This window comes from uncultured Campylobacter sp. (genome assembly GCF_938045205.1).
Lineage (GTDB): Bacteria > Campylobacterota > Campylobacteria > Campylobacterales > Campylobacteraceae > Campylobacter_B.
The window spans coordinates 1-25,129 of record NZ_CALIMY010000135.1; the positions used below are offsets into that span (position 1 = coordinate 1).

The following is a 25,129-nucleotide window of genomic DNA, read 5'->3' on the forward strand; positions in this document are numbered from 1 at the left end:
CGGCAATGAGCCCATAATCACATACGATTGCTGGTGTACAAACGAGGGGGATGACAATGCATTCGAAGTAGCGATCGAATATATCACTAAGTATCGCGCTAGAAACGGAGATGATTTTGCATATTGCCCGGTCATTTGCCCCGGGCGGGTGCCCAAATGAAAATTTTGACTTCCAATATTGAAAAGGAGAGATTATGTTTATAAATAAAGATGAATATGCGAGGTTATTTATAGATGAAGATTACGTAAATATCGTGCCGCAAGATCTGCTAGAACGCGGTATACGCCTAAGAGAGGAGTACGGAATTTATGGAATCGCTTGGAGATTCGACGATGTAATGGAGGTGCTTAAAATCGCAAAAAGCAAAGATATGGTTATCGTCGGAGGAGAGGTATATCGCCTAAGCGGTAATGAGCCCATCATCACATACGATAGCTGGAGCATTAAAGATGGAGATGACGGTGACGATGCATTCGAACTAGCGGTTCGATACATCACTAATTATCGCGCCAGAAACGGAGATGACTTTGCATACTGCCCGGATATCGGTCCATATACCATCCTACAGGAGCCAAATGAACAAACAGAAAAATGATCAATTTTTTATAAACAAGAGTTTACCGCCTAACGTAGAAAGATGGCTTAACATAATGCTTCGATATAAATTTAAAGGCAGAGATGAATTAATATCTCATCTCAAACTTATAAAGATCGATAGCGTGATAAAGGAAGTAGGTTATATGCTAATAAAATTTAAAGAGCCTAAAGGTACGGAAAAGCTATCGTTAGAAAATTTCCCGATGAACACTACAGCAATAGATATTATGGTGTTCACAAAAGGAGAATATGAAACCAACTTCTTACTCTACAATAACGATTATGTAAGTAGGCTAGAGATTTATAATGTTGCAAGCGAAGCATATCTTGAATTAGAAAATTTTGAGAATATTCAATTTTATAATTTTGATGAAAATAAATATGAATAAGTGCTTGAAATTAATAGTAGCCCTATTTTGTGTCAATATAATGGCTGCGAGCTTATTAAAAGCAAATAACCTCGTAAGCTACAAGGGCTCAAAGCTTTCAAGCATAAACGCCAACTACTCCAGATCCAAATCAAGCACTATGGTAAAACAGACCGTGCTATCTAGTATAACCGCTAAAGAGTTAAACATAGAGGTAGGATCTAATACCGATCTAAAAGGTTCACTAATAGCCGCAGGCTACTATGACGAGAATGGAAATTTCATAGATAACGGCAAGCTTAGATTAAAAACAGATACCCTAACATTCTCAAATTTAAGCAACACCAGATACGACAAATCAAATTCTTTAAGCATAGGGGCAAATTATGCTTTTAAAGATCCGCAACAAGGAGAGGGAAGCGGAAGTAAAGATGGAGGTAGCCAAGCTAGTGATAGTAAGAGCGCTGAAAGTAAAGATAGCACCGCCAGATCAAACGCTTATAGCTCAAATCAAATGAGCGGTATGCAAGCAAGCAGTATAGATATGAGCGCAGGAAAGGATGGCAAGAACACTCAATCTAAAGATAGCGCTACCGATCCTAAGTCTAAAATTTCATCGATTAACTACGCTAATAATAGAAACCTATCCTACTCTATGAGTAAGAGCTTAGCTACTATAGGAAAAGGAGAGCTTATAGTAGGAGATAAAGATATAAGCTCTTTAAGTAAAGACGAGCTTGCTTCTTTGCAATCCGATCCTAATAATAAAGCTCTATATAACTCAGACGATCTTACTAGATTAAACAGAGATAGCTCTAAGCTAAGCAAAGAGCTATACTCCACTAAGCTAAGCTCTAACGTTGATGCAAGCGTGGATATGAGGTTGTTTAGCGAAGGGGGAAGAAAGGAGATAAAGGATGAGCTTAATAGGGGTAGCGCGATATACGAAGCTATAAATTTAATAGCAACTACTGAGAATGCAAAAGCCTATAAAATATTTGACTATATAGGAGGCTTTGTTAGTGGATACGATAAAGATAGTATGTCGCTTGCGGCAAATCTTGACGTACTAAACGATCCTAGCGCCGATATATTTAAAAAGCAACGAGCCGCACAGGATATAGCAAATCAAATGGGGGTAAAGGTTAAATTTGCCAATCTAAATAGAGGAAGCGGAGGAAAATTTAACTCAGACGATCCGAATTCCATATATATCAATACGAAGCACATTAGCAATGCGAAAGAATTTATGACATCTTTGAGACACGAGCTTGTTCATCGCAGCGATAATAAACGAGGTACTTTCATACCTAAAGATCCCGCGCAAAATCAATTCGCTACCAACTATGCCCTAGGCATGCTAAGTATGTCGGAAAAGGCTTTAAGATTAAACGGCAGAAGCCTTAACGACTATTCGCCTAAAGTAAATCCTAACGACAAAACCGTCGTAGCCGATACCAAATACTTTTACTCGCTGGATCAGAGGAAGAGTGATGATGCTGCTGTGGCAGCTATTCTGCCTATTATAGAGGCAGCCTCCGCTTCTATCTTTTTTATTAAAACTAGACAGTTATCAAAAGATTTTGGAAATTGGTTAATAAACTGGTATGAAGGTGATCAATACAATGCCTACTGGAATTATCCTGGAAAATATCCTGATAATGGCGGCACTACAAAGGAACGATCAAACATAAATTATGATAGAATTCTAAACGATTTAGAAAATAAAAATATACAGGCAAGAAGCTGGGACAAAAATGATCATATAAAAATATTCCCTAAAAATAGAGAAGAAAAGCTACCATACACTCAAATACCTCAATCGCCTATAAAACCAGAATTAACAATCGGCGGCGGAGTACAGCTACAAAAAGAGCGCGGAGGACGCCCTTATACTCACGTACCTCAATCGCCTATAAAACCCGAATTAACGATCGGCGGTGGAGTGCAGGGTAGAGAAACGGGATTTGGGGAAAATATTATTGGGTATATACCACCGCCAAAAACTAAAGACTTGAAAGGCTTTCCTGGATTGACTAAGGACAAGCGAAAAACTCCAAATCAGGGCGGCGGCGGATTAAGGAAGCGATGGAAAGACGAAAAGGGTAATATTTATGAGTGGGATTCTCGGCATGGGGCGCTAGAAAAATATGATAAGCAAGGGTGGCATTTGGGTCAATTTGACTATATAACTGGCAAACAAACTAAACCCGCGGATAAAACAAGAAGGATTCAAAAATGAAAAGCATAAAAGGTATTTTCCGTTATCTTTTTCCGGTAAGAGATGGACGGGAACTCTATGGACTTAAAATTCCAAAAGGGCAAAGCGGTCGTTTTGGAAAAGAATTTATATTCAAGCCTGAATTGATTGCGAAATCGGACGCAGAAAAACTCGGTATAAAAATAGATCCAAAGCTTTTAAGAGATAAGCGGATTAAATTTCATATACGCGATATGTATTATAAGACATATTATGAGATAACATCTTTCGGTATCGATGAGAGCTATGCCGATTCGCGGCAAATAGATCTTGATTTAGAAGATATAAAACCGATCGTAAAATCGGATGCAGACGATCCCTACTATGTATATTGCTATAGCTTAAACATAGAGCAGATGAGATCTTTTGGATGCATTGATATGGTTAAGCCCGGTTTTTCATACTTCTTCGAATCCTATGCTAGCCATGAAAGAATAATCAAAGCTCCAAATGGCGGTGATAAAAATATAAAAGGCTGCTATATAAATGTCTTTGATAGCGATAAGGACGCCTTTTACTTGGCACTATTGGACGTTAAGCTGCCTTTTAGCGAAGTTGCGAAAATAGTCGCCCCACTAAGCATAGAGGCAAATATCCACTATTCTTATAGCCTCTCCGAAGAGCAGATTATAAAATTGGGATTTCCTGAAATTTTAAAAGAAAATAGCGGCAAAATCGACGCTCAAATATCGGTAGAGATAGTATAATCTCATAATTTAAAATTTAGCCGTTAAATGGATGAATTATGTAAGTTTGGTGGGTTTGTAAATTTATGAGGAGCATAAATGACTACTATGTATGTTGCTTTTTATTTATCGTCGGATAAATATAACTTTGATTTTTCGGACTTGATCCTGGACGAGAAGACCAATGAATATAAAATTAGTTATATAAAAAAATATAAAATCGGCGACATAGATAAAAGGCGCGGTAAGGTTAGAAATAGTTGTAGATGGCTATGTTATACCGCCAAGAAAGAGCACATATACACGGACGATGCGTTAAAAGATCTGTATGAAATTTTAAAAGCAAACTTTGGCGATATTAAAAAGAGGATATCGGCATTAAATTTAAACGTTAACATCGATATAATGATAGACGCGGCGGAGAAGGACGATATATATTCCATCGACTTTAGTAAAGAAATGATAAAAATGTGCGCCGAACTAAATGCCGATGTATGCGTAGATGGGATATATTATTAATTTGTGCGGGAATAAAAATAGCGTAGAAAATGAATTTTTAATAGGCGATTGAAAGAGCAGAAGCGATGAAATTTATAAAGCAGCTTTCTTTCTTTACCCTTGCTCTTTTAACCGCCGCCCTCATCTCCCAAGGATCTGCCGCATCCTCTAGCTGGGTTACCTGGGGCTTTAGCGTCGGAGCCTCCGCAGAGCTTAGCGGAACCACTTCCAAAGATAGCTCTAAATCAAGTAGATCCGTAGCCTCTAATCTTAGCGGCAAGAATATTAAAATTCTAACGGGTAGCAATACGAGCAATACGGGTAGCAATAAAGGTAATAAAGATACCGCTATAAATATCAAAGGCTCAAATTTATATGCTAGTAACGATATATATCTAAACACTCATAATCTCTTTATCGATGCTTCCCAAGATAGCTATGAAGCTAAACAAAGCTCTAAAACCCTAAGCGGAAGAGTATCTGCTACCATGTATGGAGGCGGAGGAGGAAGCGCAGGGCTTGATTACTCTAGAAGCAATATGAAAGAGGAAAGCCTTAGCCACAATAACGCTAAAGTTTATGCAGGACATAATATATACGCCTTAGCTAGCAACGACGCTTTAATAAAAGGAGCTAACCTTAGAGCGGATAACGCTTTAGCTTTAAAGGTAGGACATGATCTAAGCCTAGCAAGCCTGCGAGATAGCTATAATTACGATAGCAAATCTAGCTCTATAGGGGCAGGTATAGGCATAAGCGGCAGTAAAACACAAAGATTAAAGTTTTCTATCTACAAAATATGAAAATTCTAAATAAGGCAATAAAATGAAATTCTTAAAACGATACAAAAACATTATTCTATTACCATTTTTGCTAATTATTTCGTTTTTTGTTTTTCGTATGATTTATACGGAAGCAATTAGTGAGTGTGCTCCAATGAGGCTTTTTTCAAAAAATTCTCTAAGCAATAGCGGTTATGTTGAGTTAAAAGCAAAATGCATAAAAAAAGCTTTGGAAAATAACGATAACCACCTTATTATGCAGTATTTTAAAAGAGAAACGAGCGAGTGCCTCGAAATTATTGATGAATCGTCAAAGATCCCACATAATTTGATTAGAGTTAATAGCTTTGAAGAGTGGAAAAAATTAAGGCTTACAGATACTGACAATATAATTTGTCCTATCGGTAATTATAAAAAGAGCGATATTAGCAATGAAAGCAAATAAATTTATAAATCATTCAAATTTACGGCGCCTAAGACCTACTTATCAAGCAAGATATTAGCCATAATTTGAAGCGTAAATTTTAAAATTTACTATCTTGCGCCGCGCGTTTTTGCGGCTGCATATCCGATAAATTTTAAAATAGCGCCGCAAAAGACGTCGTCAAAAAAGCGAAATTTAACGCGAAATTTTATATAATCTTGCGATTTAATGCGAGGAGATAGGATGAATAAAAAGGCGTATTTCGGGAGTTTCGGCGGGCAATTCGTGCCCGAAACGGCGATGTTTGCGCTTGAGGAGTTGGAGGATGCGTACAACACCATAGCGCAGACGAAGGAATTCAAAGATGAGCTAGGCTACTTGCTGCGCGAATACGCGGGGCGTCCGACGCCGCTATATCACGCTGCGCGCCTTAGCGAGCACTACGGGCATGAAATTTATCTAAAGCGCGAGGATCTTAATCACACGGGCGCCCATAAAATCAACAACGCCCTTGCGCAGGTGCTACTCGCCAAAAAGATGGGTAAAAAAAAGGTCATCGCAGAAACCGGCGCAGGTCAGCACGGCGTAGCGACAGCGACGGCAGCAGCGCTATTCGGGCTTGAGTGCGACGTGTATATGGGCGAGACCGACGCCGCGCGCCAGCAGCTCAACGCCTTTAGGATGCAGCTTTTGGGTGCAAATTTAATCAAAATCGGCACCGGTTTAAAAACGCTCAAAGAGGCCACCACCGCGGCGATTCAGGCGTGGGTGAATGAGATCGAGAGTGTATTTTACGTCATCGGCTCGGCGGTCGGGCCTCATCCGTATCCGAAGATGGTTAGGGATTTTCAAAGCGTCATCGGCGCCGAGACCAAATCGCAGCTCGCAAGCAAGGGGATCAAAGCTGACTACGTCCTAGCCTGCGTGGGCGGCGGAAGCAATGCGATAGGAATTTTTAGCGCGTTCGTGGATGATCCCGCCGTGCAGCTCATCGGCGTCGAGGCGGGCGGCTTGGGCGCACAAACCCCTTATCACGCAGCGACTATTACCAATGGGCGCGCGGGCATCATCCACGGTATGAAAACGATCGTGCTGCAGGATAAATTCGGCATGATCGAGCCTGTTCACAGCATCTCGGCGGGGCTTGATTATCCTGGAGTGGGCCCGGAGCACGCGCATCTGCACGAGATAAGTCGCGCAAAATACGAAGCGGTAACCGACGATGAGTGCATCACGGCGCTTAAACTGCTCTGTAGGCTTGAGGGCATCATCCCCGCGATCGAAAGCGCGCATGCGCTAGCGTATTTGCAAAAGCTCTGCCCGCAGCTAAAGGGCAGAAAAACGATCGTCGTAAACGTAAGCGGTAGAGGCGATAAGGATATGGATACCGTGATGAATTACAAAAAAGGAACGATTTATGGATAAGATCAAGGCGGCCTTCGCCGGCAAAAAGGCAAACATCGGATACATCGTGGCGGGCTACCCGAGCCCAGCGCACACGAAAGAGTTTTTGTCAAATTTAGACGAAAGCGTGATCGATCTGCTTGAGATCGGCATTCCTTATTCCGATCCGCTCGCAGACGGTCCCGAAATTTTTAAGGCGAGCTTCTCCGCGGTGCAAAACGGCGTAAACGCGGAGAAGGTATTTGAAATTTTAAAAGGGGTGCAAACGCGCAAGCCGCTTGTGTTTTTGGTCTATTACAACGTGATCTTTGCCTACGGCGCGCGCGAGTTTGTAGCGCAGGCGGCGCGCTACGGCATCAGCGGACTAATAATCCCCGATCTGCCGTATGAAGAAAACGAAGAAATTTTCGCGCTTTGTGAGGAGTTCGGTATCGCGCTCATCCCGCTTATTAGCGTTACGAGCGAGCACCGCGCCGCGCGAGTTTTGAGCCGCGCGCGAGGCTTCATCTACGGCGTAGGCGCTATCGGCGTGACCGGAAGCAAGCAAACTCCGATCTCGCGCCTAAAAAATATGGTCGCCGATCTTAAAAAGATGAGCGATCTGCCCGTGGCGATCGGCTTTGGTATTCGCAACTCCAGCGACGTTCGCGCCACGAAAGAATACGCAGACGGCGCTATCATCGGCACCGCGATCGTAAATTTATGTGCAAATTACGGCGGGCGCGAGCTGCAAGACAAGATCGCCGAACTTTTTAACTAACGGAAAGAGCATGAAAAAGATATTTTTGATTTTAATCGCAAATTTTTGCCTCAGCGCCAATCTGATGCAATACGATCTTTTCAACCACGACGATAGCGTGGACATCGCCTTGGCGTTTGACTCCGCATACAAGCCAGACATCGTGCGCCGTGTCGATGGGCAGTCGATGAGCCTTATTTTAAAGGGGCTCGGCGGCGATGAGAAATTTAACGAAATGCGCACCAATCAAAAGGTCTTAAAAAGCTTTACGATAGCGCCTAAGGGCAAGGATATCGAGATCAATTTCCCTACCGGAGCCGATCTATCAGTCGATGCTCTTACTCAAGACGGCAATTTAAAGCTCATTTTGCGCGTAAAAAACCCCGCTTTCGATCAGAGCAAGATGAGCGTAAAGAGCGAGGCGAGTGAGACGGCGCAAAGCGGTAGCAGCGGGGTTTCCGTGATGCCGATAATCGTAGCGTTACTGCTTGCGGCTGCGGCTTTCGTCGGTGTGCGAAAATTTTTATCACACAAGCCGCAAAAAAGTATCGACGAGACATGGCGGGTTTTTGAAGATGACGCTAGTATGGATGGCACTGACGTGGACGGGGCGGGCATCGATAAAATTTTAAACGACTCCTCTTTTAAAAATCAGAGCGGATCTAAGAACGCAAATTATTCTGACGCACAGGAGTTTGCGAAGAAAGATGAAGCCTCTGCTTTAAATTCCAAAAATTCTAACGACTTAAAAAACGTAGATGGTGCAGATTTTTTAAGAGGCGAGAACGCGGATGAAGAGAGCATGCGCGATAAATTTTACGATGAGGTTGCGCGTGCCGAGCGTTCGGAAGCTACGGAGGCGGACGAAAACTCTGAGAGCGCCGAGAATATAAGAGCAGCGGATAAAATTTCGCCGCTTAAACTAAGCCCTGTCGAGAGCGGCACGATGGAATTTCGCGAGGGAGTAAAAGAAAGATCGGATGCAAAAGAGCCTAAAGTTTCGGCATTTAGAAGCATTTTAGAAAATGAGCTGCTTAGCTCGGATACCGCAAGACCTGGCGATGTGCGAGTAGAGCTTGTGCGCGAAATCGACGAAAATAATGCTGCCGTAGTGCTAAGCTTCGCGGGCAAAAAACATCTAGTAGTGTTAAAAAGCTCCAACGCTATCGATTGATGAGGCGTGGAATTTCGTAACTTGCGGGCTTTGCGACTGTATGTAAAAATAGAATTTCCGACTTCGTGCGAGAAATTAAGGCTGGTTTGTTTATTTATATTTAAGTAAAATTCTATAGTTAAGACTGGCTTCGTATGTCCGAACCCAGTCTTAACTACTTTTTAAATTCTATTTTTAGTCATTTTTAAGTATGGATAGGATTCTTACTTTAAAATTTAGATCGGAATTTATTTGCTTTTTATTTTACAAAGGATAAAATCGCGCCTAAGAGATCGGTCGATCTAGATTATTTCAGGATCTTTTCATGAATAACGTTAAATGGTACATCATCGCAGGCGCCGTGCTAGGCGTGCTGGGTGCGACGCTGGTGCATTTCGGAAACCCGGGCAATATGGGCGTTTGCGTCGCTTGCTTTTTGCGCGACACCACCGGCGCGTTAGGCTTTCACCGAGCTAGCGCAGTGCAATACATTCGCCCGGAGATCATAGGGCTCGTGTTCGGCGGCTTTTTGGCAAGCGTGCTTTGGACGCGCGAGTTTGCGCCGGTTACGGGCAGCTCGCCGTTTGCGAAATTTTTCCTAGGGATTTTCGCGATGATCGGCTGCCTTGTGTTTTTGGGATGTCCGTGGCGCGCGTTTTTGCGCCTAGGCGGAGGCGATTTGACCGCGCTAGCCGGGTTAGCGGGTCTGATCTGCGGCGTACTCATTGGGTTTTTGCTTAAAAAGCGCGGCTATGAGGCGAGCAAAGAGGCAAGGCTTAGCAGTGCGATCGGAATTTTGCCCGTGCTACTGGGCGCTGCGCTGCTTGCGGTATTAATTTTCGGACTCAAAACGGGCGAGGGCGGCGCGCTTTTTATATCCGCTAAAGGCCCGGGCGCGCAACACGCCGCAGTAGGCATCTCGCTGGCTGCGGGCATTATCGTGGGCGCGGTGATGCACAGAAGCAAATTTTGCAGCGTCGGCGCGTTCGGTAGAATTTTCCGCGGCGATTTCTCGATGTTTTGGGGCGTACTAAGCGTCATCGCGTTTGCGAGCATCGCAAATATCGCGTTTGGGCAATACAAGCTCGGCTTTGAAGGCCAGCCTATCGCACACAACGATTTCGTTTGGAATTTCTTAGGCATGGTGCTCGCAGGACTTTGCTTCAGCCTCAGCGAAGGCTGCCCGGGCAAGCATCTGGTGCAGGCCGGCACGGGAAATTTAAGCTCGGGCGTCTTCGTCATCGGCATGGCGGCGGGCGCTGCGATCGCGCACAATTTCTTGCTCGCAAGCTCGGCTAAAGGCATCACCGAGTTCGCTCCTTACGCGGTTGCGATCGGTTTTGTTTTCGCGCTTTACGTGGGGATTTTTCAAAGGCGCGTCGGCTAGCGCAGACATTCAGCTACAGAATTTGGCTCGATTCGCTGTCATACGCTTGGTGTAACGGCAAACCCATGCTTTAATTGCAAAATTATATACGGTGAAATTTAAAATCGCCGTATAAAATTTTGTGCCGCTATAACTTTAAAAAGTAATTTTTGTGCCTGCGTTAGTAAATTTTAAAGTTATTCTTGCTAGACTACGCATTAAATTTTGCTAAATTTAAGGTTGTTTTTTTGGAATTTACTACAATTTTTTCGGTTTTGTTTTTTGCTATTTCGCTGATTTTTGCAGCATTTTTGTCGAATAAAACTTTTAAAATTGCTGTGGGCATAATTGCACTAATTTATATTTTTGCACTTTGCTTCGATTTGTTGCTATTTTTCGTTTTTGGAAAGCATTTCGGACTATTTGTGATAACATTTTTTGTACCTCTATAGAAGGCACTCCGATTACAAGTTTTGCGCGTGAAATTGCGATTTTGGTGATGATTTGCGTAGCGATCATATTACTTAGTATAATTATTACCGTACGCATTTTGCATTTTCGTCATAGCTCAAAGCTTGGTATTTTATTTATGCCATGTATTTTAACGGCCTTTTTTTTGAACCCTCTTTACTATGCAGCTAAAGAATATTATCTGCAACTGAATCCGCCCGTAGAAGCGATTAAGAAGCAGGTTTATCCGTATCTAGCCATTCCACATCCCAAGGCTCCGATAAAGCGTAAAAATATTGTCTATATTTTTTAGAGAGTTTTGATCGCGCCTATACTGACGAAAGAAATTTTTCCAAACTTACACCACATCTAAATGCACTCAAAAATCGTATAGATTTTTCTGAAATACACCAAGTAGTAGATACTGGTTTTACTATTAAAGGGCTGTTTGGTTCACACTGTGCTGCAAATTATACGTTTGCATCTGCCAAAGATATGGTTTCTGAAAATTTCACTAAAAATATTGTCTGCGCTAGCGAAATTTTACACTCTTTGGGATACCATACCTATTTTATAAAGGGCGCTGACTTAAATTTTCAGGGTACTAGAGGCTTTTTGCATCAAAGAGGTTATGACGAAATTAAGGGGAGAAGCGAAATTTTAGCCGTGGATCCATCGGTTCATACTAATGAATGGGGTGTGGATGACGATGATATGCTTCGTGTGGCATGGAATGATTTTGAGCGTCTAAACAAAGCAGGTAAGCCGTTTTTGTTCTCACTTCTCACGATTGGTACGCACACTCCAAGTGGATTTATCCCGCGCTCATGTGAAGGGCTGGAATATAATGAAAATGCCGTGCCAATGCTATGCGCGGTGCATTGCAGTGACCTATTAGTGAGTAAATTTATTGAGCAAATCCGCTCAAGTCCATATGCAGCGAACACAATCATTGTACTGCAAAATGATCATCCGCTATTTTATAAAAATGCTATAGATGGTGGCTTTGGCGATGGACTTAAAGACGAGCGGGGCTTATTTGTGATACTGGATGATGATTTGGATGGAGAGTTCGAGATCAAAAAAACATGGTACTTCGTTCGATACTTTTACAACTGTGCTTGGGTATTTAGGAATCTTTGATGAGATGAATTTCGGCAGAAACCTGCTCTCGCGCGAGAGCTTACCATTTGATGCCGATGATGAATTCTTTGTAAACGCAAGTAGAATTTTGTCTAAGCTTTCTTGTGACGAAGCGGTACGAGCACAGCAAGAGTCTAGCAAATAGACTCATTTTTGTCACCTCAAGTAGTATAAACGGATATAAAACTCCCTCGTTTTAATCCTTGCCGATTGCGATTTACATTTGAGGCATTTATTTGCAACAATCATGGAATTTTGTAAATATAAGAGCTCTATATTATGTATCTAGCTAGCCGTGATATCGTAAAATTATGTTTATATTGCACCGCAAATTCGCTTTTACTAAGTGCAGCATACAGATTTAACAATTATTGCGTTTAACTGACAAAATGGATCTTGGCACTATAACCCGACCAAAATCAGCCATATCTACTTTTTGGCAGCTGCCGCATACTTTTAGCGCCACGCCGCCGCGATATAGCTCCTTTAGTTTGGCTACCAGATCGATGTCGTAATTCCCCGGTTTTTCGGTGCTGTTTCTTACGAGATCGACCGCGTCATTCATAAGAAAAATTCTTACCTCTTCGCCTTTGTTATGCAGGTTGTCCGCTAGCCTCAATGCGTTGTAGGCATTGTCCGAGCCGTTATACGGCTGATTTGCCAGGATCAGTAGGATTTTCATTTTGCGCCCCTTCGTTTAAAATTTTATTGAAAAGAATTCTATATTAAAGCGAGTTTGCATTACCTTAAATTTGAGCTTGCGGACCTGAATGGTTAAATTTGGTCTTTATAAATTTAATTTTTATCGCGACGAGCTTCATTTATAGCTTCGCTAAGACTTTTTAGTAGCTCGTCCATGGCTTTCACTTTATTGCGTGCGCTGCGACTTTTGCCGTTTGAAGCGCCGGGTCCCGCCCCGCTTACGCAGTCTTGCACGAAATACCACCAAAAATACCCGCCCACGTAATTTCTCGCGTAGTGCGGCATCGTATAATACCGCCTTATCATCGCCTTTTTGCTCGCTTGCGTAGCGCCCGACGCCGTGTTTCCGCACTCGCCGATACCGAGTTTCGAAGCGGGGAAGGCGCTTTGCAGATCGGTAAAAATTTCGCTCCAATCAGGCGCAAAGCCCTCGTTATCGTCCTCGTAGTAGCTTAAGAAAAGATAATCCAGCCCCTCTTTCATATCCTGCGGCACGAATTTTTGCAGCCACTCGCGCATCTGTGTTTTCTGCGCTCCGCTCGGCGTATAATACGCCGTAAGCGCCGTCTTGGCGCCTTTTTTGTGGATGAGCTCGAAGGCCGCGATCATCTTAGCGGCGATAAAATTCGCATCGTCCCCCAGCCAGCCTTCGCCGTTTATTTCGTTGCCGATCTCCCAGATCTGCACGTAGGGCGCGAGCGCGGCAAAGGCATCCGCGAACCTCTTTTCGTAGCTTTTCACGCTTTTGTACGAGCTCATCTCGTAGGAGTCCACGGGGCAGGCCATCACGTACGAAACCTCGCTAAGCCGCCTAAAAAGAGGCTCATACTCGCGCGGGCTAATTTCTTTTGACATCACGACGCGCACGGTCGGCTTTACGGGTAAGGCTTGCAGGGCGCGCACGATGCTTTGCAGCTTCGCGCCCGAGGCGTCTTGCGCGTCATCGTACCAGCCGTCGTCGATCGTAACGCCCCAGATAAAGTCAGATTTAAAATTTTGCTTTGAAATTTTGTTTTGATTTTCGCCGTAAAGTACGCCGCAAAACAGCGCCCCGCAAAACAGCGCGAGAAATATGTGTTTGAAATAGACCACGGCTTGCTCCTTGATTTTAAATTTTAAAAATTTAGCTCTTTGCTGGTCTTTCCACAACCGATCAAGCAATCAAAATTTATCTCTTGCCTCTAAGATCATAAGAATAATACGAACGAGAAAAGCCCTCTACGCTGAATATAGCAAAAGCGTTAAGCGCAAGAGCCGCTAAGCTTAGTAGCACCGTAGCAGGCAGCGAAAAACGTGCCAAAAACGCATTTGCAATAGCTGCAAGTACAAGCGCGATAAAGCAATATGAAAATATCGCAACTCCACTAGTATCGGCAAGCTCCTGATAAAATCTATAAAAAAACAGAAACGATGCGATGAATCCCAATGCAAGTAGTATTTGAGCGATGATGCCGCCCGCTAAAAATATAAATAGCAATACGCCTATAAATATTGCTACAAAGGCGATAGCTGCGTTACGCAAAAGGCTGCGGCTTGCGGTAAGCTTAGAGATATTATAAATGCTAAAGATAAAAAGCACGAATGCCGCTGCGCTTAGTAGCACTCCCAATCCGCCGTAAATTCCTAATAGCAATAGCACCAGTTCAGCTATAGCTTTTAAGGCGCAAGCCGCGATGAAGGTGTATTTGATAAGTGCTACTTCTTTTTCTTGCGGGTTTGAGGGCTGCTGTCCTTGAGTGTGGAGGTAGTCGTTTAAGTCCATGGTTGCTCCTTTAAAATTTAACAAAAGTATATCTAAAAAACGAATAGGTAAAAATAAATTTCAAAATTTAGCGGCGCGCCGGCAGATATGTTGTATAAAGCAGGCGCCGCAAAAAGGCGGGTCAATTTAATTAGATAAATTTTAAAATTTAGATCGGAATTTCGGCGCTGACGTGGTGGATAAATTTTAAACGGGCTGTAAATTTAAAAAAGATGTGAGATAAAATTTCGCGCAGATCTGCAAATTTAAAATTTACAAATCCGCGCAAACCGCTACAAGCGTGACTCGTAGCGACGTAGCGTGTAAAGACGTTTAAGCATCTTTTTGCGAGCTGAAATTTTTTGCTTTTTGCGGACTTCCGTCATCGGCTCAAAAAATCGTCTTGCGCGAACCTCGGTAACGACTAGGTTACGATCGGTCTGCTTTTTAAAGCGTCTGTAAGCTTCGTCAAATGATTCGTTCGGATATACCTTTACTCCAGGCACTTTCCTCACCGCCTTTCAAAAAAATGAACCGTGAGTTTAGCGAAAAATTCCTTAAATTTGCTTTTGAAGCGCTTTTTTATATTTCCACACGCTTTTGTTGTTGCGAGTATCTATCATCGAAAGCTCTAAAAGTAGGCTTTCGCTTGCTTGCGCGGTAGAATTTTTAGCTGCAGAATTTAAGCTTTTTGCTTTTTTAGATCCTGCCTTACCGTCGTTTGTCGCAGCGGGACTTTGCGGTAAAATTTTACCTACCAAGATGTAATCCGGCGCGTAGATCGAGCCGCTTTCTACGGCGTGATAGCCACGGCTTACGCCATCGTTGCTAAATACGAGTTCATCTTTACTTGGAGCGTCTGTGACGACCGCTTTGCCTGAATGCAGCAGCGAAATTCTAATTTTTTTGCTTAAAAATTCCGCATCTACGCCGTGCGCGTTCGTCCCGTCCAGTGGCTCGATGCCGACGACGCTGAATCTACCGCCTTTTTTGCCGACTATGCGCTTCGAGAGCAGATCAGCGATGCTTTCGCCTGCAATGCGCTCCAGATATGCGTTTGGATATCCTGCGTGATCTATGTCTTCGGTAAGCGCCGAATTATCCGTGCTTTTAGAGCCTTTAAGCGCAGCGCAGCCCGCTAAAAAGGCACACAGCAAGATCACGAAAAAACTTATTTTAAAATTTTTCATAGCATTTCCAAATTTTATAAAATAAACCTCGCGATTATAGCGAGATTTGGTTAAATTTCGTTTTTTATAAGCAAAATTTGTAACGGATATTCCGCTCGTTCCTTTAATTTTGAGTTAAAGATTCCTTGATATACTTTCTGCCAATTTATTCAGAAAATTCTCGGGGTGCTTATGAAAAAAATCATTAAAAGAGACGGAAGTTTTCAAGAATTTCAATCCTACAAAATAAAAGATGCTATCAAAAAAGCCTACAAAAGCGCGGGTAGCGAGTTTGACGAAAAAGTCTTCGATAACGTAATGGGCGCGATCGTTTTTAAAGATAAATTAAGCGTCGAAGATATTCAGGATCTCATCGAGAAAAAACTCTTCGAAGCGGGCGATTTCGACGTTTTGAAAAGCTTTATGATCTACCGACACACGCACAAGATGCAGCGCGAGCATATTTTGGGGCTTGAGGAGGATACGACCTATATCAACTGCACCCAGACGGTCAATGAATACATCAGCAAGCAGGATTGGCGAATTTTAGCAAATTCCAATACCAGCTACTCAAACGCAGGCCTTATCAATAACACCGCCGGCAAGGTCATCGCAAACTACTGGCTCGATAAAATTTACTCTCGAGAGGAGGGCGCGGCACACCGAAACGGCGACTATCATATCCACGATCTGGACTGCCTTACGGCGTATTGCGCGGGCTGGAGCTTGCGCGTGCTTCTAAACGAGGGCTTTAACGGCGTGCGCGGTCGCGTCGAGAGCAAGGCGCCGAAGCATTTCCGCGAAGCGCTGTATCAGATGGCAAATTTCCTTGGAATTTTCCAAAGCGAATGGGCGGGCGCACAGGCGTTTAGCAGCTTTGACACCTATCTGGCGCCATACGTTTTCCGCGACAAATTAAGCGACGATGAGGTCAAAAAGGCGATCACGAGCTTCGTGTTTAACCTAAACGTTCCAGCGCGTTGGGGTCAGAGCCCATTTACCAACGTCACCATCGATATGACCTGCCCGGACGATCTAAAGACGCAGATTCCTACGCATAATAACGAGCATCTGTTTAAAAATTTACACGACGAGGAGCTTTTGGCCGAGGCTAAAAGGCGCGGCAAGGACTCGCTTGAAGCGATGACTTACGGCGATTTCGAGCCTGAGATGAACCGCATCGTGATAGCATTTTACGAGGTTTTAACGACGGGCGATAAGTGTGGTCAGCCGTTTACCTTCCCGATTCCTACGGTAAATTTAACGGAGGAGTTTGATTGGGATACTCCTGCGGCCGACGCGGTGTTTGAAAACACCGCTAAGGTAGGTTCTAGCTATTTTCAAAATTTTATCGGCTCGCAATATATCACGAACGAAAAGGGCGAGCGCGTACCCAATCCAAAGGCGTATAAGCCTGGCGCCGTGCGCTCGATGTGCTGCCGCTTGCAGCTTGATCTGCGCGAGCTTCTTAAGCGCGGCGGAGGACTTTTCGGAAGCGCGGAGATGACGGGAAGCATCGGCGTCGTAACGATAAATTTAGCCCGCCTAGGCTATCTATATAAAAATAACGAAGAGGCGCTGTATGCGAGGCTAGACGAGCTTTTAGAGCTTGCAAAATCGACGCTTGAGAAGAAGCGAAAATTCGTTACCGAGATGTTTGAGCGCGGCTTGTATCCATACACGAAGCGCTATCTGCCGGGCTTTAACAACCATTTCAGCACTATAGGTATTAACGGCGCAAACGAGATGATTCGAAATTTCAGCGGTAACAAAGAAGATATTACGACGGAATTCGGGCGTAAATTTGCCCTTAAAATGGTCGATTATCTGCGCGAGAAGATCCGCTCGTTTCAGGAGCAGACGGGCAACCTATACAATCTCGAAGCCACGCCTGCCGAAGGCACTACGTATCGCTTCGCCAAAGAGGATAAGAAGCGCTACGCAGATATCATCCAAGCGGGATTTGATAAAAACATATACTACACCAACTCTACGCAGCTTCCTGCAAATTTCGGAAGCGATCCGTTCGAGGCGCTGGCGATGCAGGACGAGCTGCAAAGCTCCTATACCGGCGGCACGGTGCTGCATCTGTATATGAAGGAGCGCATAAGCTCGGCTCAGGCATGCAAACAGCTCGTAAAAAGCGTAGTGCAAAACTATAAGCTTCCTTATATCACGATCACGCCGATTTTCAGCGTCTGCCATAAGCACGGCTACATCAGCGGCGAGCATGAATACTGCCCGAAATGCGACGAGGAGCTGCTCGCGGAATACAAAGCCAAGCAGAGCAAGGGCGCCTAAATAGCGATTTAAATTTTAATCTTAATGAAAGGATGGAGAATGGAATTTCCAAAAGAGTTAGAAGCAAAACGCACAAAATGCGTCGTTTACACAAGAGTGATGGGCTATTTGCGCCCAGTAGAGAGCTTTAATATCGGAAAGAAGGGCGAACACAAAGAGCGCGTCTTTTTTGAAGAGAAAAAAGACAAAAAGCAGATCGCCTAGTCGCCGCTATCGGCCAAATGCAACAAACGCATACGAAGCCGCCGCAAGCCTTAAACCTGCGTAACGCGCAGATTTACGAGATCACGCCGTTTACGATGCTTGATTTTGCTGATCACATCGCCGCGATTGCGTGGTTTTGCGGCTGCAATATGCGCTGCATATACTGCTACAACCCACAAATAGTTACTTCTCATGGTAAAATTTCAAACGAAGAGTTTCTGCGCTTTTTGGATGCGCGCGCGGGCAAGCTTCAGGGCATCGTATTTAGCGGCGGCGAATGCACCTGTGCGAGCGATTTTATCCCGCTGGCACATGAAGTTAAGCGGCGCGGCTTTTTGCTCAAAGTAGATACCAACGGCTCGAATCCGCAAAAGATCGAAGAGGCGCTAAGCTTAGGGCTGATCGATTATATCGCGCTTGATTTTAAGGCGCCGCGGCAGGATTTTGAACTCATCACGAAATCAAGTTTATATGATAAATTTCTACAAACTCTTAGGCTTTTGCTGCGGCGAAATTTTAAATTTGAGGTGCGCACGACCGTGCATGCGGATTTTTTAAATGAAGCTAAGATCGAGCGGATGGCGCAAATTCTATACAGTGAGGGCTACCGCGGCGTTTATTATCTGCAAAACTTTCTACCCACCGGCGATAATTTCGGCAATTTAAGCGCGCCGCTTGCGAGCTTTGATCCGAGCAAAATCCGTACCGATCTAAAGATCGAACTTCGAAATTTTGATTAAATTTGCGCTGCCACGAGCATCTTGTCGCGATGAACGCGATGAAATTTTAATTTAGCGCGCGCATTGTCCGGCGTATATTGAGCTGCGATAAAATTTCGTTCCGTCGAAAGCTTTAAAATTTGCCTTGCCGCCGCTTGCTATGTTTAAATTTCGCTCCGCCTGCGGCGTAAAATTTTATTTTATCAAGCGCTTTAAATTTTATACCGTGCAGATTTAGCTCCCCGTAAAATTTCACGCCGTGCAGCTAGGCCGCTTCAAAACAAAAGGTAAATTTAGCTTGCTTTGGCTAAAATACGCCGAAATTTTTAAAAAGGCAAAAAATGGATAGGAAAAAAATCTACAACCCCTTCTCCGACGAGACCCTTACCGATCGCAAGATCTTTGGCGGCAATCCGCAGGGAATTTTAAATTTTACCAAGGCAAAATATCAATGGGCGCTGAAGCTTTGGGATCTGATGGAGGCCAACACCTGGTTTCCCAAAGAGGTCGATACTACCGACGATGTGCGCGATTATAACTTCAATCTCACAAGCGCCGAGAAGCGGATGTACGATCTCGTGTGGAGCCAGCTGATATCGATGGATAGCTTTCAGACCAACAATCTCGCCGATAATATCAACCCCTACATCACGGCGCCGGAGATCAACGCCGTGCTCGCGCGCCAAGCCTACGAGGAGGCCAACCACAGCAAATCCTACGCCGTCATGGTCGAGGCGATCTGTGAAAATACCGATCTGATTTACGAGATGGAGAAGCACGACGATATGCTCCGCAGGAAAAACGACTACATCTCAAGCGTCTATGAGGAGCTTGCGGGCGAGGTTAGCGACGATAAACTGCTGCTAGCGATGGTGGCGAATCAAATTTTAGAGGGGATCTACTTCTATAGCGGCTTTACGTCGATCTATGCGCTTGCGCGCGCGGGCAAGATGCTAGGCAGCGCGCAGATGATCCGCTTCATACAGCGCGACGAGATCACGCATCTTCTGCTCTTTCAAAACATGATAAATTCCGTTCGCAAAGAGCGCGCCGATCTGTTTAACAAGCGCAACGTGGATAAAATTTACGAGATGTTCGAGACGGCGGGAAACTTAGAGATCGATTGGGGCAAATACATCACGGATAACCAAATCATGGGCTTTACGGACGACATCATCGAAGAATACATCCACTACCTGGTCGATCAGCGCCTGCTTGCCATCGGGCTTGAGAAGCGATACGGCGCAAAACATCCGATAAAATGGGTCGATGATTTTTCTAAATTTAACGATCAGAAGAGCAACTTTTTCGAGAGCAAGGTCACGAACTACAGCAAAGGAAGTTTGAGTTTCGATGATTTTTAGCGGATTTTGCGGTTTGAAATTTTGTTCCGCCGTATCGCGACATGGATATTTTGCAGATACTTGTCCGGCGCGGTACGGACGTGCGATGAGCGCAAAAGGTGTATTACCTGCAAAATTTTTAAAATTTAGCCGCGCTATGTATCCAAAAAACGCAGTTCATGCTCTTTCGATACAGCGTAAGCACTTTGAAGACATTTTTAAAAATTTTATCAGCCTCAGATTTAAACAGAGCAAAAGCTTTCGCGGCTTTAAATTTAGCGCTGGGGCAGGCTGGAGCGCGCCATGGTCTCGCTAGAGCGACTTCGCTGCGAAAAGATGGCGAACGACATCGCCGAGCAGGTGAGTTTAAATCCTGCGCTTTTTGAGGCGTTTTGCAGCGTCGCTAGAAGCGAGTTCGCCCCGCTCGGCGCGCACGCTTTCAGCCTTAACGCGCAACCCATTTTAGCCAGCCAGTGGATCAGCTCGCCGCTGACGGTCGCGCGCATGACGATGGCGCTAAGCGTGGATCCGAAGGTCGAGAAAATTTTAGAGATCGGCTGCGGCAGCGGTTATCAAGCGGCGATTTTAAGCAGGATGGTTCATCGCGTCTTTGCCGTCGAGCGCGTCGAGCGGCTGGTGGGCGAGGCGAAAAGGCACTTTGCGAATCTTGGGATTTCAAACATCAGCCTGCGTCACGACGACGGCAACGCGGGGTGGAAAAATTTCGCCCCTTTCGATAGGATATTGCTCTCCGCGTGCGCCGAGCGGATCGACGAACGGCTGTTTGCGCAGCTGGCAATCGGCGGAATTTTGGTTGCTCCGATGAATAGAGGCGGCTCGCAAAAGATCGTTAGATTTAGTAAAATTTCGCCAAGCGAGATCAAAGAAGAGGAGCTTGGCGCCTGCGAGTTCGTCCCGCTGGTGCAGGGTCGCGGATAGATCTAGCGCGCAGTAAATTTTAAAATTTCCTACTGTCCTCGGCGCGTAAATTTAATAAATTTTGTATTTCGCGCTCCGTCGCAAGATCAGAGTTTTATTAATTATTTATTTAAATTCAAGTACAATACACAATTTTTAATCTTTCAAGGATGAGTCATGCAAGATTTTAGCAAGGAAAAGATAGAGTCGCTGGTCGCCAGCTGGAAAAATCACAACAAAAACCAATTCTGGCTTAAAAAACAAACCGCGATTTCAAAGTATTTAGGCGAGATAAAGCGCTGCCTCGTAAGCTTTGATGAGACCGAGAACGAGTTTTTGCAAACTCTGTATATAAATCTCAGTGACGGCAATCTTAGAAGCTGCAAAATTTTATCTTTGGGCGAGAAGTTCGCGCACGCCGAGTATTTCTTTATGGATCAGTTTTTTGATTCCAATATCAGCGCGTTTTATTATGATTTCGCTTTCAAAGACCGCATCGTCGGCAAAAAGGAGCTGTTTCCTAAAAATGCCGTAAAAAGCGTAGATAGCGTGCTTAGCGGCGAGGATAAAAACATCGTCTCGCTTTATGTTTTTATCGAAAATATCGTCAAAAATTTCAATAGTTATTCGCAGGAACGCACCGCGCGCGATATTTTTAAACAAAAGCTAGTCAATTTCTACGACGAGCTTTACAGACTTCTTACGGCGGTGGACAGCGCTTTGGCGATCGATTTTTTCGACGTCGCGCTGCATAATCAGCCCTTCGTATTGATGGAATTTTTAAAATCCGCGATAAATGCCGACAATTTCTATCTGATCGACAGCTACCTAAGCGACGACGGTATGCTAAATTTAGGACTTACCGAGGGCGGCGATTTCGCACAAATTTCGCGCGAGAAGCTCTATCTGCTAGCTAGCATATTTGCGCAGTGCAACGATGAGTTTCCGACTCTCGTTTATCGCGATGAAACCGCGCAAATTTTATCCTTGCTCTATGACGAAAAGGTTGAAATTTTTGAAGAATTTTACGAAGTAAGTTCGCGATTTATCGCGGAATTTACCCCATATCCGCAGGATGTCGTGGGTGCGGCTAGGATCGTGTATTCCTCGCTATTTTTTGAATACGTCAAAAACTACAAAAGTGAAGAGGTCGCAAAAAATACGATCTTTTACGGAGCGATCGGCACCGGCAAGACCCGCAGGCTGCGGTCTTTGATCGCCGAAAAGAAGCTTGCGGCGAAAAATTTTCGCTACGTTTGCCTGCACGAAGGCTTTGAATACCGCGATTTTATAGACGGATTTTACGGCGAAAGTTTCATCGACGGCGAGTTTAAGGTTCTTTGCAAAGAGGCGCTAAACGATCCGAAGGGTGAGTATTATTTTCTGATCGACAATGCAAGTGCTGCGAGCTTGGATAAAATTTTTGGCGAAGCCGCGGTGCTTTTGGATCGTCGCTACGACGAGAATGATGAGCTTTCACTGATCCGCACGAAAAACTCTCACGTAATCGACGGCTTTGAAGAGGGCGAGAAAGCGCGCGCCAGCGTCGTTTTGAAGGACGGTCGCTCATATTTTGCGGTGCCTAAAAATTTATACGTCCTATGCACTTTAAATGAGCACAAATGCGTTTCGCCGTCGATTGCAAAGGCGTTTAGATGGATCAGATGCGAGTGCGATTACGGCGCGCTTGAGGATTATTTAAGAGATCGCGAGATCGTAAATGCAAGCGCGGTCGTTGCGGTTTGCAAGGCGCTGAATAAATTTATCGCCGATGAGGTAAAGGGCCTCGGCGCGATCGGACATGGCATATTTATGGGACTTGCGCGCTATCAAAGTGGCGCGCAGATCATGCAGGAGGGGCTAAACGGCTTTTTTGCCGAGGTGCTTGAGCCGATCTTTAGGTGCGCGTCAAGCGGTGAAGATACCGCTACGAGCCTTGGCGAGCGCATCGCTGAAGCCAAGAGTGTGTTTAAATTTTAGTCGCCGTTTGGCAGAGATGGTTATATTTGCGATGAAATTTTAAAATTTTATCGTACTGCGTTTCATTTGTGCTCACGGATACGGCGCGCGAAATTGGGTTTAAATTTTATTTTACGCCACGCGGGTTTACAAGATGATTATAGCGCCATTTTATTTGCTGTGCAGCGCATCGACTGGATTGATTAATTTGCTATAAATTTAGACTTAAAATTTTAATCCTCGCTCGACCATACTTATCGGAGTGCAGGGGCAGGATTAGAGTAAATTTTGATCTTTAAATTTAGCCTCAGCCGCTAAATTTACACAAAATCTTTATTTTGAAATTCTGCAGTATTTTCTAAGCGGAATTTTGCTTGTCGGCGCAATCGCCGTTTTGATTAAATTTAATTGAATCGAAGCAGGCCTGTGGGGCTAAAACGGCGCGTGCTTTTAAATTTAACCCAAAAGCCCTGCGCCTTTTACCCTCTGCGAACGATCCGCCGCGTAGATCCTCTTCCCGCCTACTACTTTGCCGCCTTCGATTTTACCGCCCTTTACGTCGTATTTCCAGATCGGCGCGGCCGCCTTGAAATCCTCCACAAACTCGTTTATTAGCGCCAGAGCTACCTTGCGCTGCGGGCTTACGACGCCTGCTACGTAGGAGCTTTCGTGGATCGGCACATCCCCGTTTGCATGTGCAAAAAGAACGAATGCGCCCTGTGCCGCAGCCTTTTGCTGCCACGCTTCAAACCAAGTCCGCAAAATCGGCTCGTATATATCGAAGCTCAGCGCGCAGATGCCGCCCTCTTCGCGCACGATACCTACGAAGGTGATGAACGCGCCGCAATTTGCGTCTTTAAATTTAGCGTACCAGCGCGATAAAATCGCATCTACGTCCAAGCCGCCCTCATAAATTTCGGGCTTAGTCCCGCTTAAAATTTCTTGGTTAAATTTAGCCTCGCTCATCGCCGCCTCCTAAGCTTAGCCGCCGCAAACGGGAGGCAGAAGGCTTACGCGATCGCCGGATTTGAGCGCGAAATTCGCATCATAAATCATCTTATCATTTACCGCTACAGCGCAGTTTGAGAGCCACTCTCGCAAGCCTTCGTCCTTTTGCAGCTCCGCTTTTACCTCTTGCAAGGAGTTTGCGTTTAGGCGCAGGGGCTCGCGCCCGATCGGCCCTAAAAATTCTATCTCTACCATTTTTGTCCTTTTTTAAAGATTGGGCGATTTTAACCAAAAATTTATAAAATTTTATATAATTGCGTAAAAATTTAATGAGGGAAAACGATGAAAATCGATGAAATTTCAACTCCAGCTTACGTGTGCGAGGAGCAAAAACTGGTAAAAAATTTAGAAATTTTACGCGGCGTAGGCGAGCGAAGCGGCGCAAAAATTCTATGCGCGCTAAAAGGCTTTGCGTTTAGTTTCGCGATGCCTTACGTTGACAGATACCTCTGGGGCGCTACTTGCAGCGGCCTGCACGAGGCGAAATTTGCCGCGGAATTTATTAAAAACGGCGAAATCCACACATACTCGCCAGCGTTCAAAGAGGATGATTTGGACGAAATTTTAAAAATTTCAAATCACGTCGTATTCAATAGCGCCGCGCAGTGGCAAAAATACCGCGCAAAGGCGCTTGCTGCGGGAGCGTCGTGCGGACTGCGGCTAAATCCGCAAACCTCCTTCGCGCCCAAAGACGCTTACAATCCGTGCGGCAGCTTTAGCAGGCTCGGGATGAGCCTTGAGGCGCTGCAGCGGGCGATCTTGCAAGACGGCGATTTTTTGCGCGGCATCTCGGGGCTGCATTTTCACGCGCTGTGCGAAGAGAGCGCTCAGAGCCTAGAGCGGGTGCTCGAGGTTTTTGAGGCGAAATTCGGCAAGTATTTTAGAGCCCTAAAGTGGCTAAATTTCGGCGGCGGGCATCATATCACGCGTGCAGGCTACGACGTGGAGCTGCTGATAGAGCTGATCAAAAAATTTCGCGAAAAATACGAGGTCGAAATTTATCTCGAGCCCGGCGAAGCGGTCGGCTGGGAGTGCGGGTATTTGGTCGCTAGCGTGCTTGATATAGTAGAAAATGGCGCTAAAATCGCTATTTTAGACGCTTCCGCTGAAGCTCATATGCCCGATACCGTGCTGATGCCGTATCGTCCTGCGGTACGCGGCGAGAGTAAGAGCGGTAAATTTAGCTACCGCTTC

Annotated in this window: 24 protein-coding genes and 1 pseudogene; 18 read left to right on the forward strand and 7 right to left on the reverse strand. The window is 44.8% G+C overall.

Translation table 11 applies throughout. The annotated features are described in order from the left end of the window. Nucleotides 1-194 precede the first annotated feature (194 nt). From imm40 to Q0198_RS08120, 12 genes are all read left to right on the forward strand, one after another. Nucleotides 195-596, forward strand: a complete 402-nt coding sequence (imm40, locus tag Q0198_RS08065) for an Imm40 family immunity protein (RefSeq protein ID WP_297896776.1) — start codon at nt 195-197, stop codon at nt 594-596. Further along, on the forward strand, nt 577-987 hold the full coding sequence (locus Q0198_RS08070) for a hypothetical protein (protein ID WP_297896778.1): 411 nt from the start codon (nt 577-579) through the stop codon (nt 985-987). Before imm40 ends, Q0198_RS08070 begins: the two co-directional genes overlap by 20 nt. A gap of 4 nt (nt 988-991) precedes the next feature. Continuing rightward, entirely contained in the window at nt 992-3,208 is a 2,217-nt protein-coding gene (locus tag Q0198_RS08075) for a colicin E3/pyocin S6 family cytotoxin (RefSeq protein WP_297896780.1), read from the forward strand. Continuing rightward, the gene (locus Q0198_RS08080) at nt 3,205-3,933 is read left to right on the forward strand and encodes a hypothetical protein (protein ID WP_297896781.1); all 729 of its coding nucleotides are present in this window, start codon (nt 3,205-3,207) and stop codon (nt 3,931-3,933) included. The genes Q0198_RS08075 and Q0198_RS08080 overlap by 4 nt, the downstream gene beginning before the upstream one ends. 78 nt (nt 3,934-4,011) lie before the next feature. After that, on the forward strand, nt 4,012-4,431 hold the full coding sequence (locus Q0198_RS08085; protein ID WP_297896782.1) for a hypothetical protein: 420 nt from the start codon (nt 4,012-4,014) through the stop codon (nt 4,429-4,431). A gap of 65 nt (nt 4,432-4,496) precedes the next feature. After that, entirely contained in the window at nt 4,497-5,213 is a 717-nt protein-coding gene (locus Q0198_RS08090; protein WP_297896783.1) for a hemagglutinin repeat-containing protein, read from the forward strand. Nucleotides 5,214-5,235: 22 nt separating this feature from the next. Beyond that, the gene (locus Q0198_RS08095) at nt 5,236-5,637 is read left to right on the forward strand and encodes a hypothetical protein (protein ID WP_297896785.1); all 402 of its coding nucleotides are present in this window, start codon (nt 5,236-5,238) and stop codon (nt 5,635-5,637) included. A gap of 222 nt (nt 5,638-5,859) precedes the next feature. Beyond that, nucleotides 5,860-7,041 carry a tryptophan synthase subunit beta gene (gene trpB / locus Q0198_RS08100; RefSeq protein ID WP_297896787.1) on the forward strand — a complete coding sequence of 394 codons (1,182 nt, stop codon included), beginning with the start codon at nt 5,860-5,862 and terminating at the stop codon, nt 7,039-7,041. Continuing rightward, nucleotides 7,034-7,780 carry a tryptophan synthase subunit alpha gene (gene trpA / locus Q0198_RS08105; protein WP_297896789.1) on the forward strand — a complete coding sequence of 249 codons (747 nt, stop codon included), beginning with the start codon at nt 7,034-7,036 and terminating at the stop codon, nt 7,778-7,780. The genes trpB and trpA overlap by 8 nt, the downstream gene beginning before the upstream one ends. A gap of 10 nt (nt 7,781-7,790) precedes the next feature. Then, complete coding sequence (locus Q0198_RS08110; RefSeq protein WP_297896791.1) at nt 7,791-8,933, forward strand: hypothetical protein; 1,143 nt, start codon at nt 7,791-7,793, stop codon at nt 8,931-8,933. Nucleotides 8,934-9,237: 304 nt separating this feature from the next. After that, nucleotides 9,238-10,299 (forward strand): YedE family putative selenium transporter, encoded by a 1,062-nt coding sequence (gene yedE / locus Q0198_RS08115; RefSeq protein WP_297896792.1) that lies wholly within the window; start codon nt 9,238-9,240, stop codon nt 10,297-10,299. Nucleotides 10,300-11,172: 873 nt separating this feature from the next. After that, the gene (locus tag Q0198_RS08120; RefSeq protein WP_366112005.1) at nt 11,173-11,871 is read left to right on the forward strand and encodes a sulfatase-like hydrolase/transferase; all 699 of its coding nucleotides are present in this window, start codon (nt 11,173-11,175) and stop codon (nt 11,869-11,871) included. Between the two features lie 361 nt (nt 11,872-12,232). Here the strand turns inward: Q0198_RS08120 and Q0198_RS08125 are convergent, their stop codons facing one another. The 5 genes from Q0198_RS08125 to Q0198_RS08145 form a co-directional block, all read right to left on the reverse strand. Next, entirely contained in the window at nt 12,233-12,553 is a 321-nt protein-coding gene (locus Q0198_RS08125; RefSeq protein ID WP_297896794.1) for a DsrE family protein, read from the reverse strand. 113 nt (nt 12,554-12,666) lie between these two features. Continuing rightward, nucleotides 12,667-13,665, reverse strand: a complete 999-nt coding sequence (locus Q0198_RS08130; RefSeq protein WP_297896795.1) for a hypothetical protein — start codon at nt 13,663-13,665, stop codon at nt 12,667-12,669. 76 nt (nt 13,666-13,741) lie between these two features. Continuing rightward, entirely contained in the window at nt 13,742-14,335 is a 594-nt protein-coding gene (locus Q0198_RS08135; protein WP_297896796.1) for a hypothetical protein, read from the reverse strand. 272 nt (nt 14,336-14,607) lie between these two features. Further along, nucleotides 14,608-14,820, reverse strand: coding sequence for a 30S ribosomal protein S21 (gene rpsU, locus Q0198_RS08140; RefSeq protein WP_005869392.1), 213 nt, complete (start codon nt 14,818-14,820; stop codon nt 14,608-14,610). Between the two features lie 51 nt (nt 14,821-14,871). Next, complete coding sequence (locus Q0198_RS08145; RefSeq protein ID WP_297896797.1) at nt 14,872-15,504, reverse strand: hypothetical protein; 633 nt, start codon at nt 15,502-15,504, stop codon at nt 14,872-14,874. A gap of 171 nt (nt 15,505-15,675) precedes the next feature. Between Q0198_RS08145 and Q0198_RS08150 the strand changes: the two are divergent. The 5 genes and pseudogenes from Q0198_RS08150 to Q0198_RS08170 all read left to right on the forward strand — a co-directional run bounded on the left by Q0198_RS08150 (nt 15,676) and on the right by Q0198_RS08170 (nt 22,948). Then, nucleotides 15,676-17,988, forward strand: a pseudogene (locus Q0198_RS08150) (ribonucleoside triphosphate reductase). Between the two features lie 17 nt (nt 17,989-18,005). After that, nucleotides 18,006-18,728, forward strand: a complete 723-nt coding sequence (locus Q0198_RS08155) for an anaerobic ribonucleoside-triphosphate reductase activating protein (protein ID WP_297896798.1) — start codon at nt 18,006-18,008, stop codon at nt 18,726-18,728. Between the two features lie 320 nt (nt 18,729-19,048). After that, nucleotides 19,049-20,071 carry a ribonucleotide-diphosphate reductase subunit beta gene (locus Q0198_RS08160; RefSeq protein WP_295152816.1) on the forward strand — a complete coding sequence of 341 codons (1,023 nt, stop codon included), beginning with the start codon at nt 19,049-19,051 and terminating at the stop codon, nt 20,069-20,071. A gap of 282 nt (nt 20,072-20,353) precedes the next feature. Beyond that, nucleotides 20,354-20,989, forward strand: a complete 636-nt coding sequence (locus Q0198_RS08165) for a protein-L-isoaspartate(D-aspartate) O-methyltransferase (RefSeq protein WP_297896800.1) — start codon at nt 20,354-20,356, stop codon at nt 20,987-20,989. 156 nt (nt 20,990-21,145) lie between these two features. Next, on the forward strand, nt 21,146-22,948 hold the full coding sequence (locus Q0198_RS08170) for a hypothetical protein (RefSeq protein ID WP_297896801.1): 1,803 nt from the start codon (nt 21,146-21,148) through the stop codon (nt 22,946-22,948). A 435-nt stretch (nt 22,949-23,383) separates the two neighbouring features. On the opposite strand, the gene Q0198_RS08175 is transcribed toward Q0198_RS08170, so the two are convergent. Continuing rightward, complete coding sequence (locus Q0198_RS08175; protein WP_297896803.1) at nt 23,384-23,893, reverse strand: molybdenum cofactor biosynthesis protein MoaE; 510 nt, start codon at nt 23,891-23,893, stop codon at nt 23,384-23,386. 15 nt (nt 23,894-23,908) lie between these two features. After that, nucleotides 23,909-24,130 carry a MoaD/ThiS family protein gene (locus Q0198_RS08180; protein ID WP_297896805.1) on the reverse strand — a complete coding sequence of 74 codons (222 nt, stop codon included), beginning with the start codon at nt 24,128-24,130 and terminating at the stop codon, nt 23,909-23,911. Nucleotides 24,131-24,217: 87 nt separating this feature from the next. Here Q0198_RS08180 and Q0198_RS08185 point away from each other — a divergent pair. Next, nucleotides 24,218-25,129 (forward strand): carboxynorspermidine decarboxylase (locus Q0198_RS08185; RefSeq protein WP_297896807.1); only part of this gene is annotated, 912 nt, incomplete at its 3' end.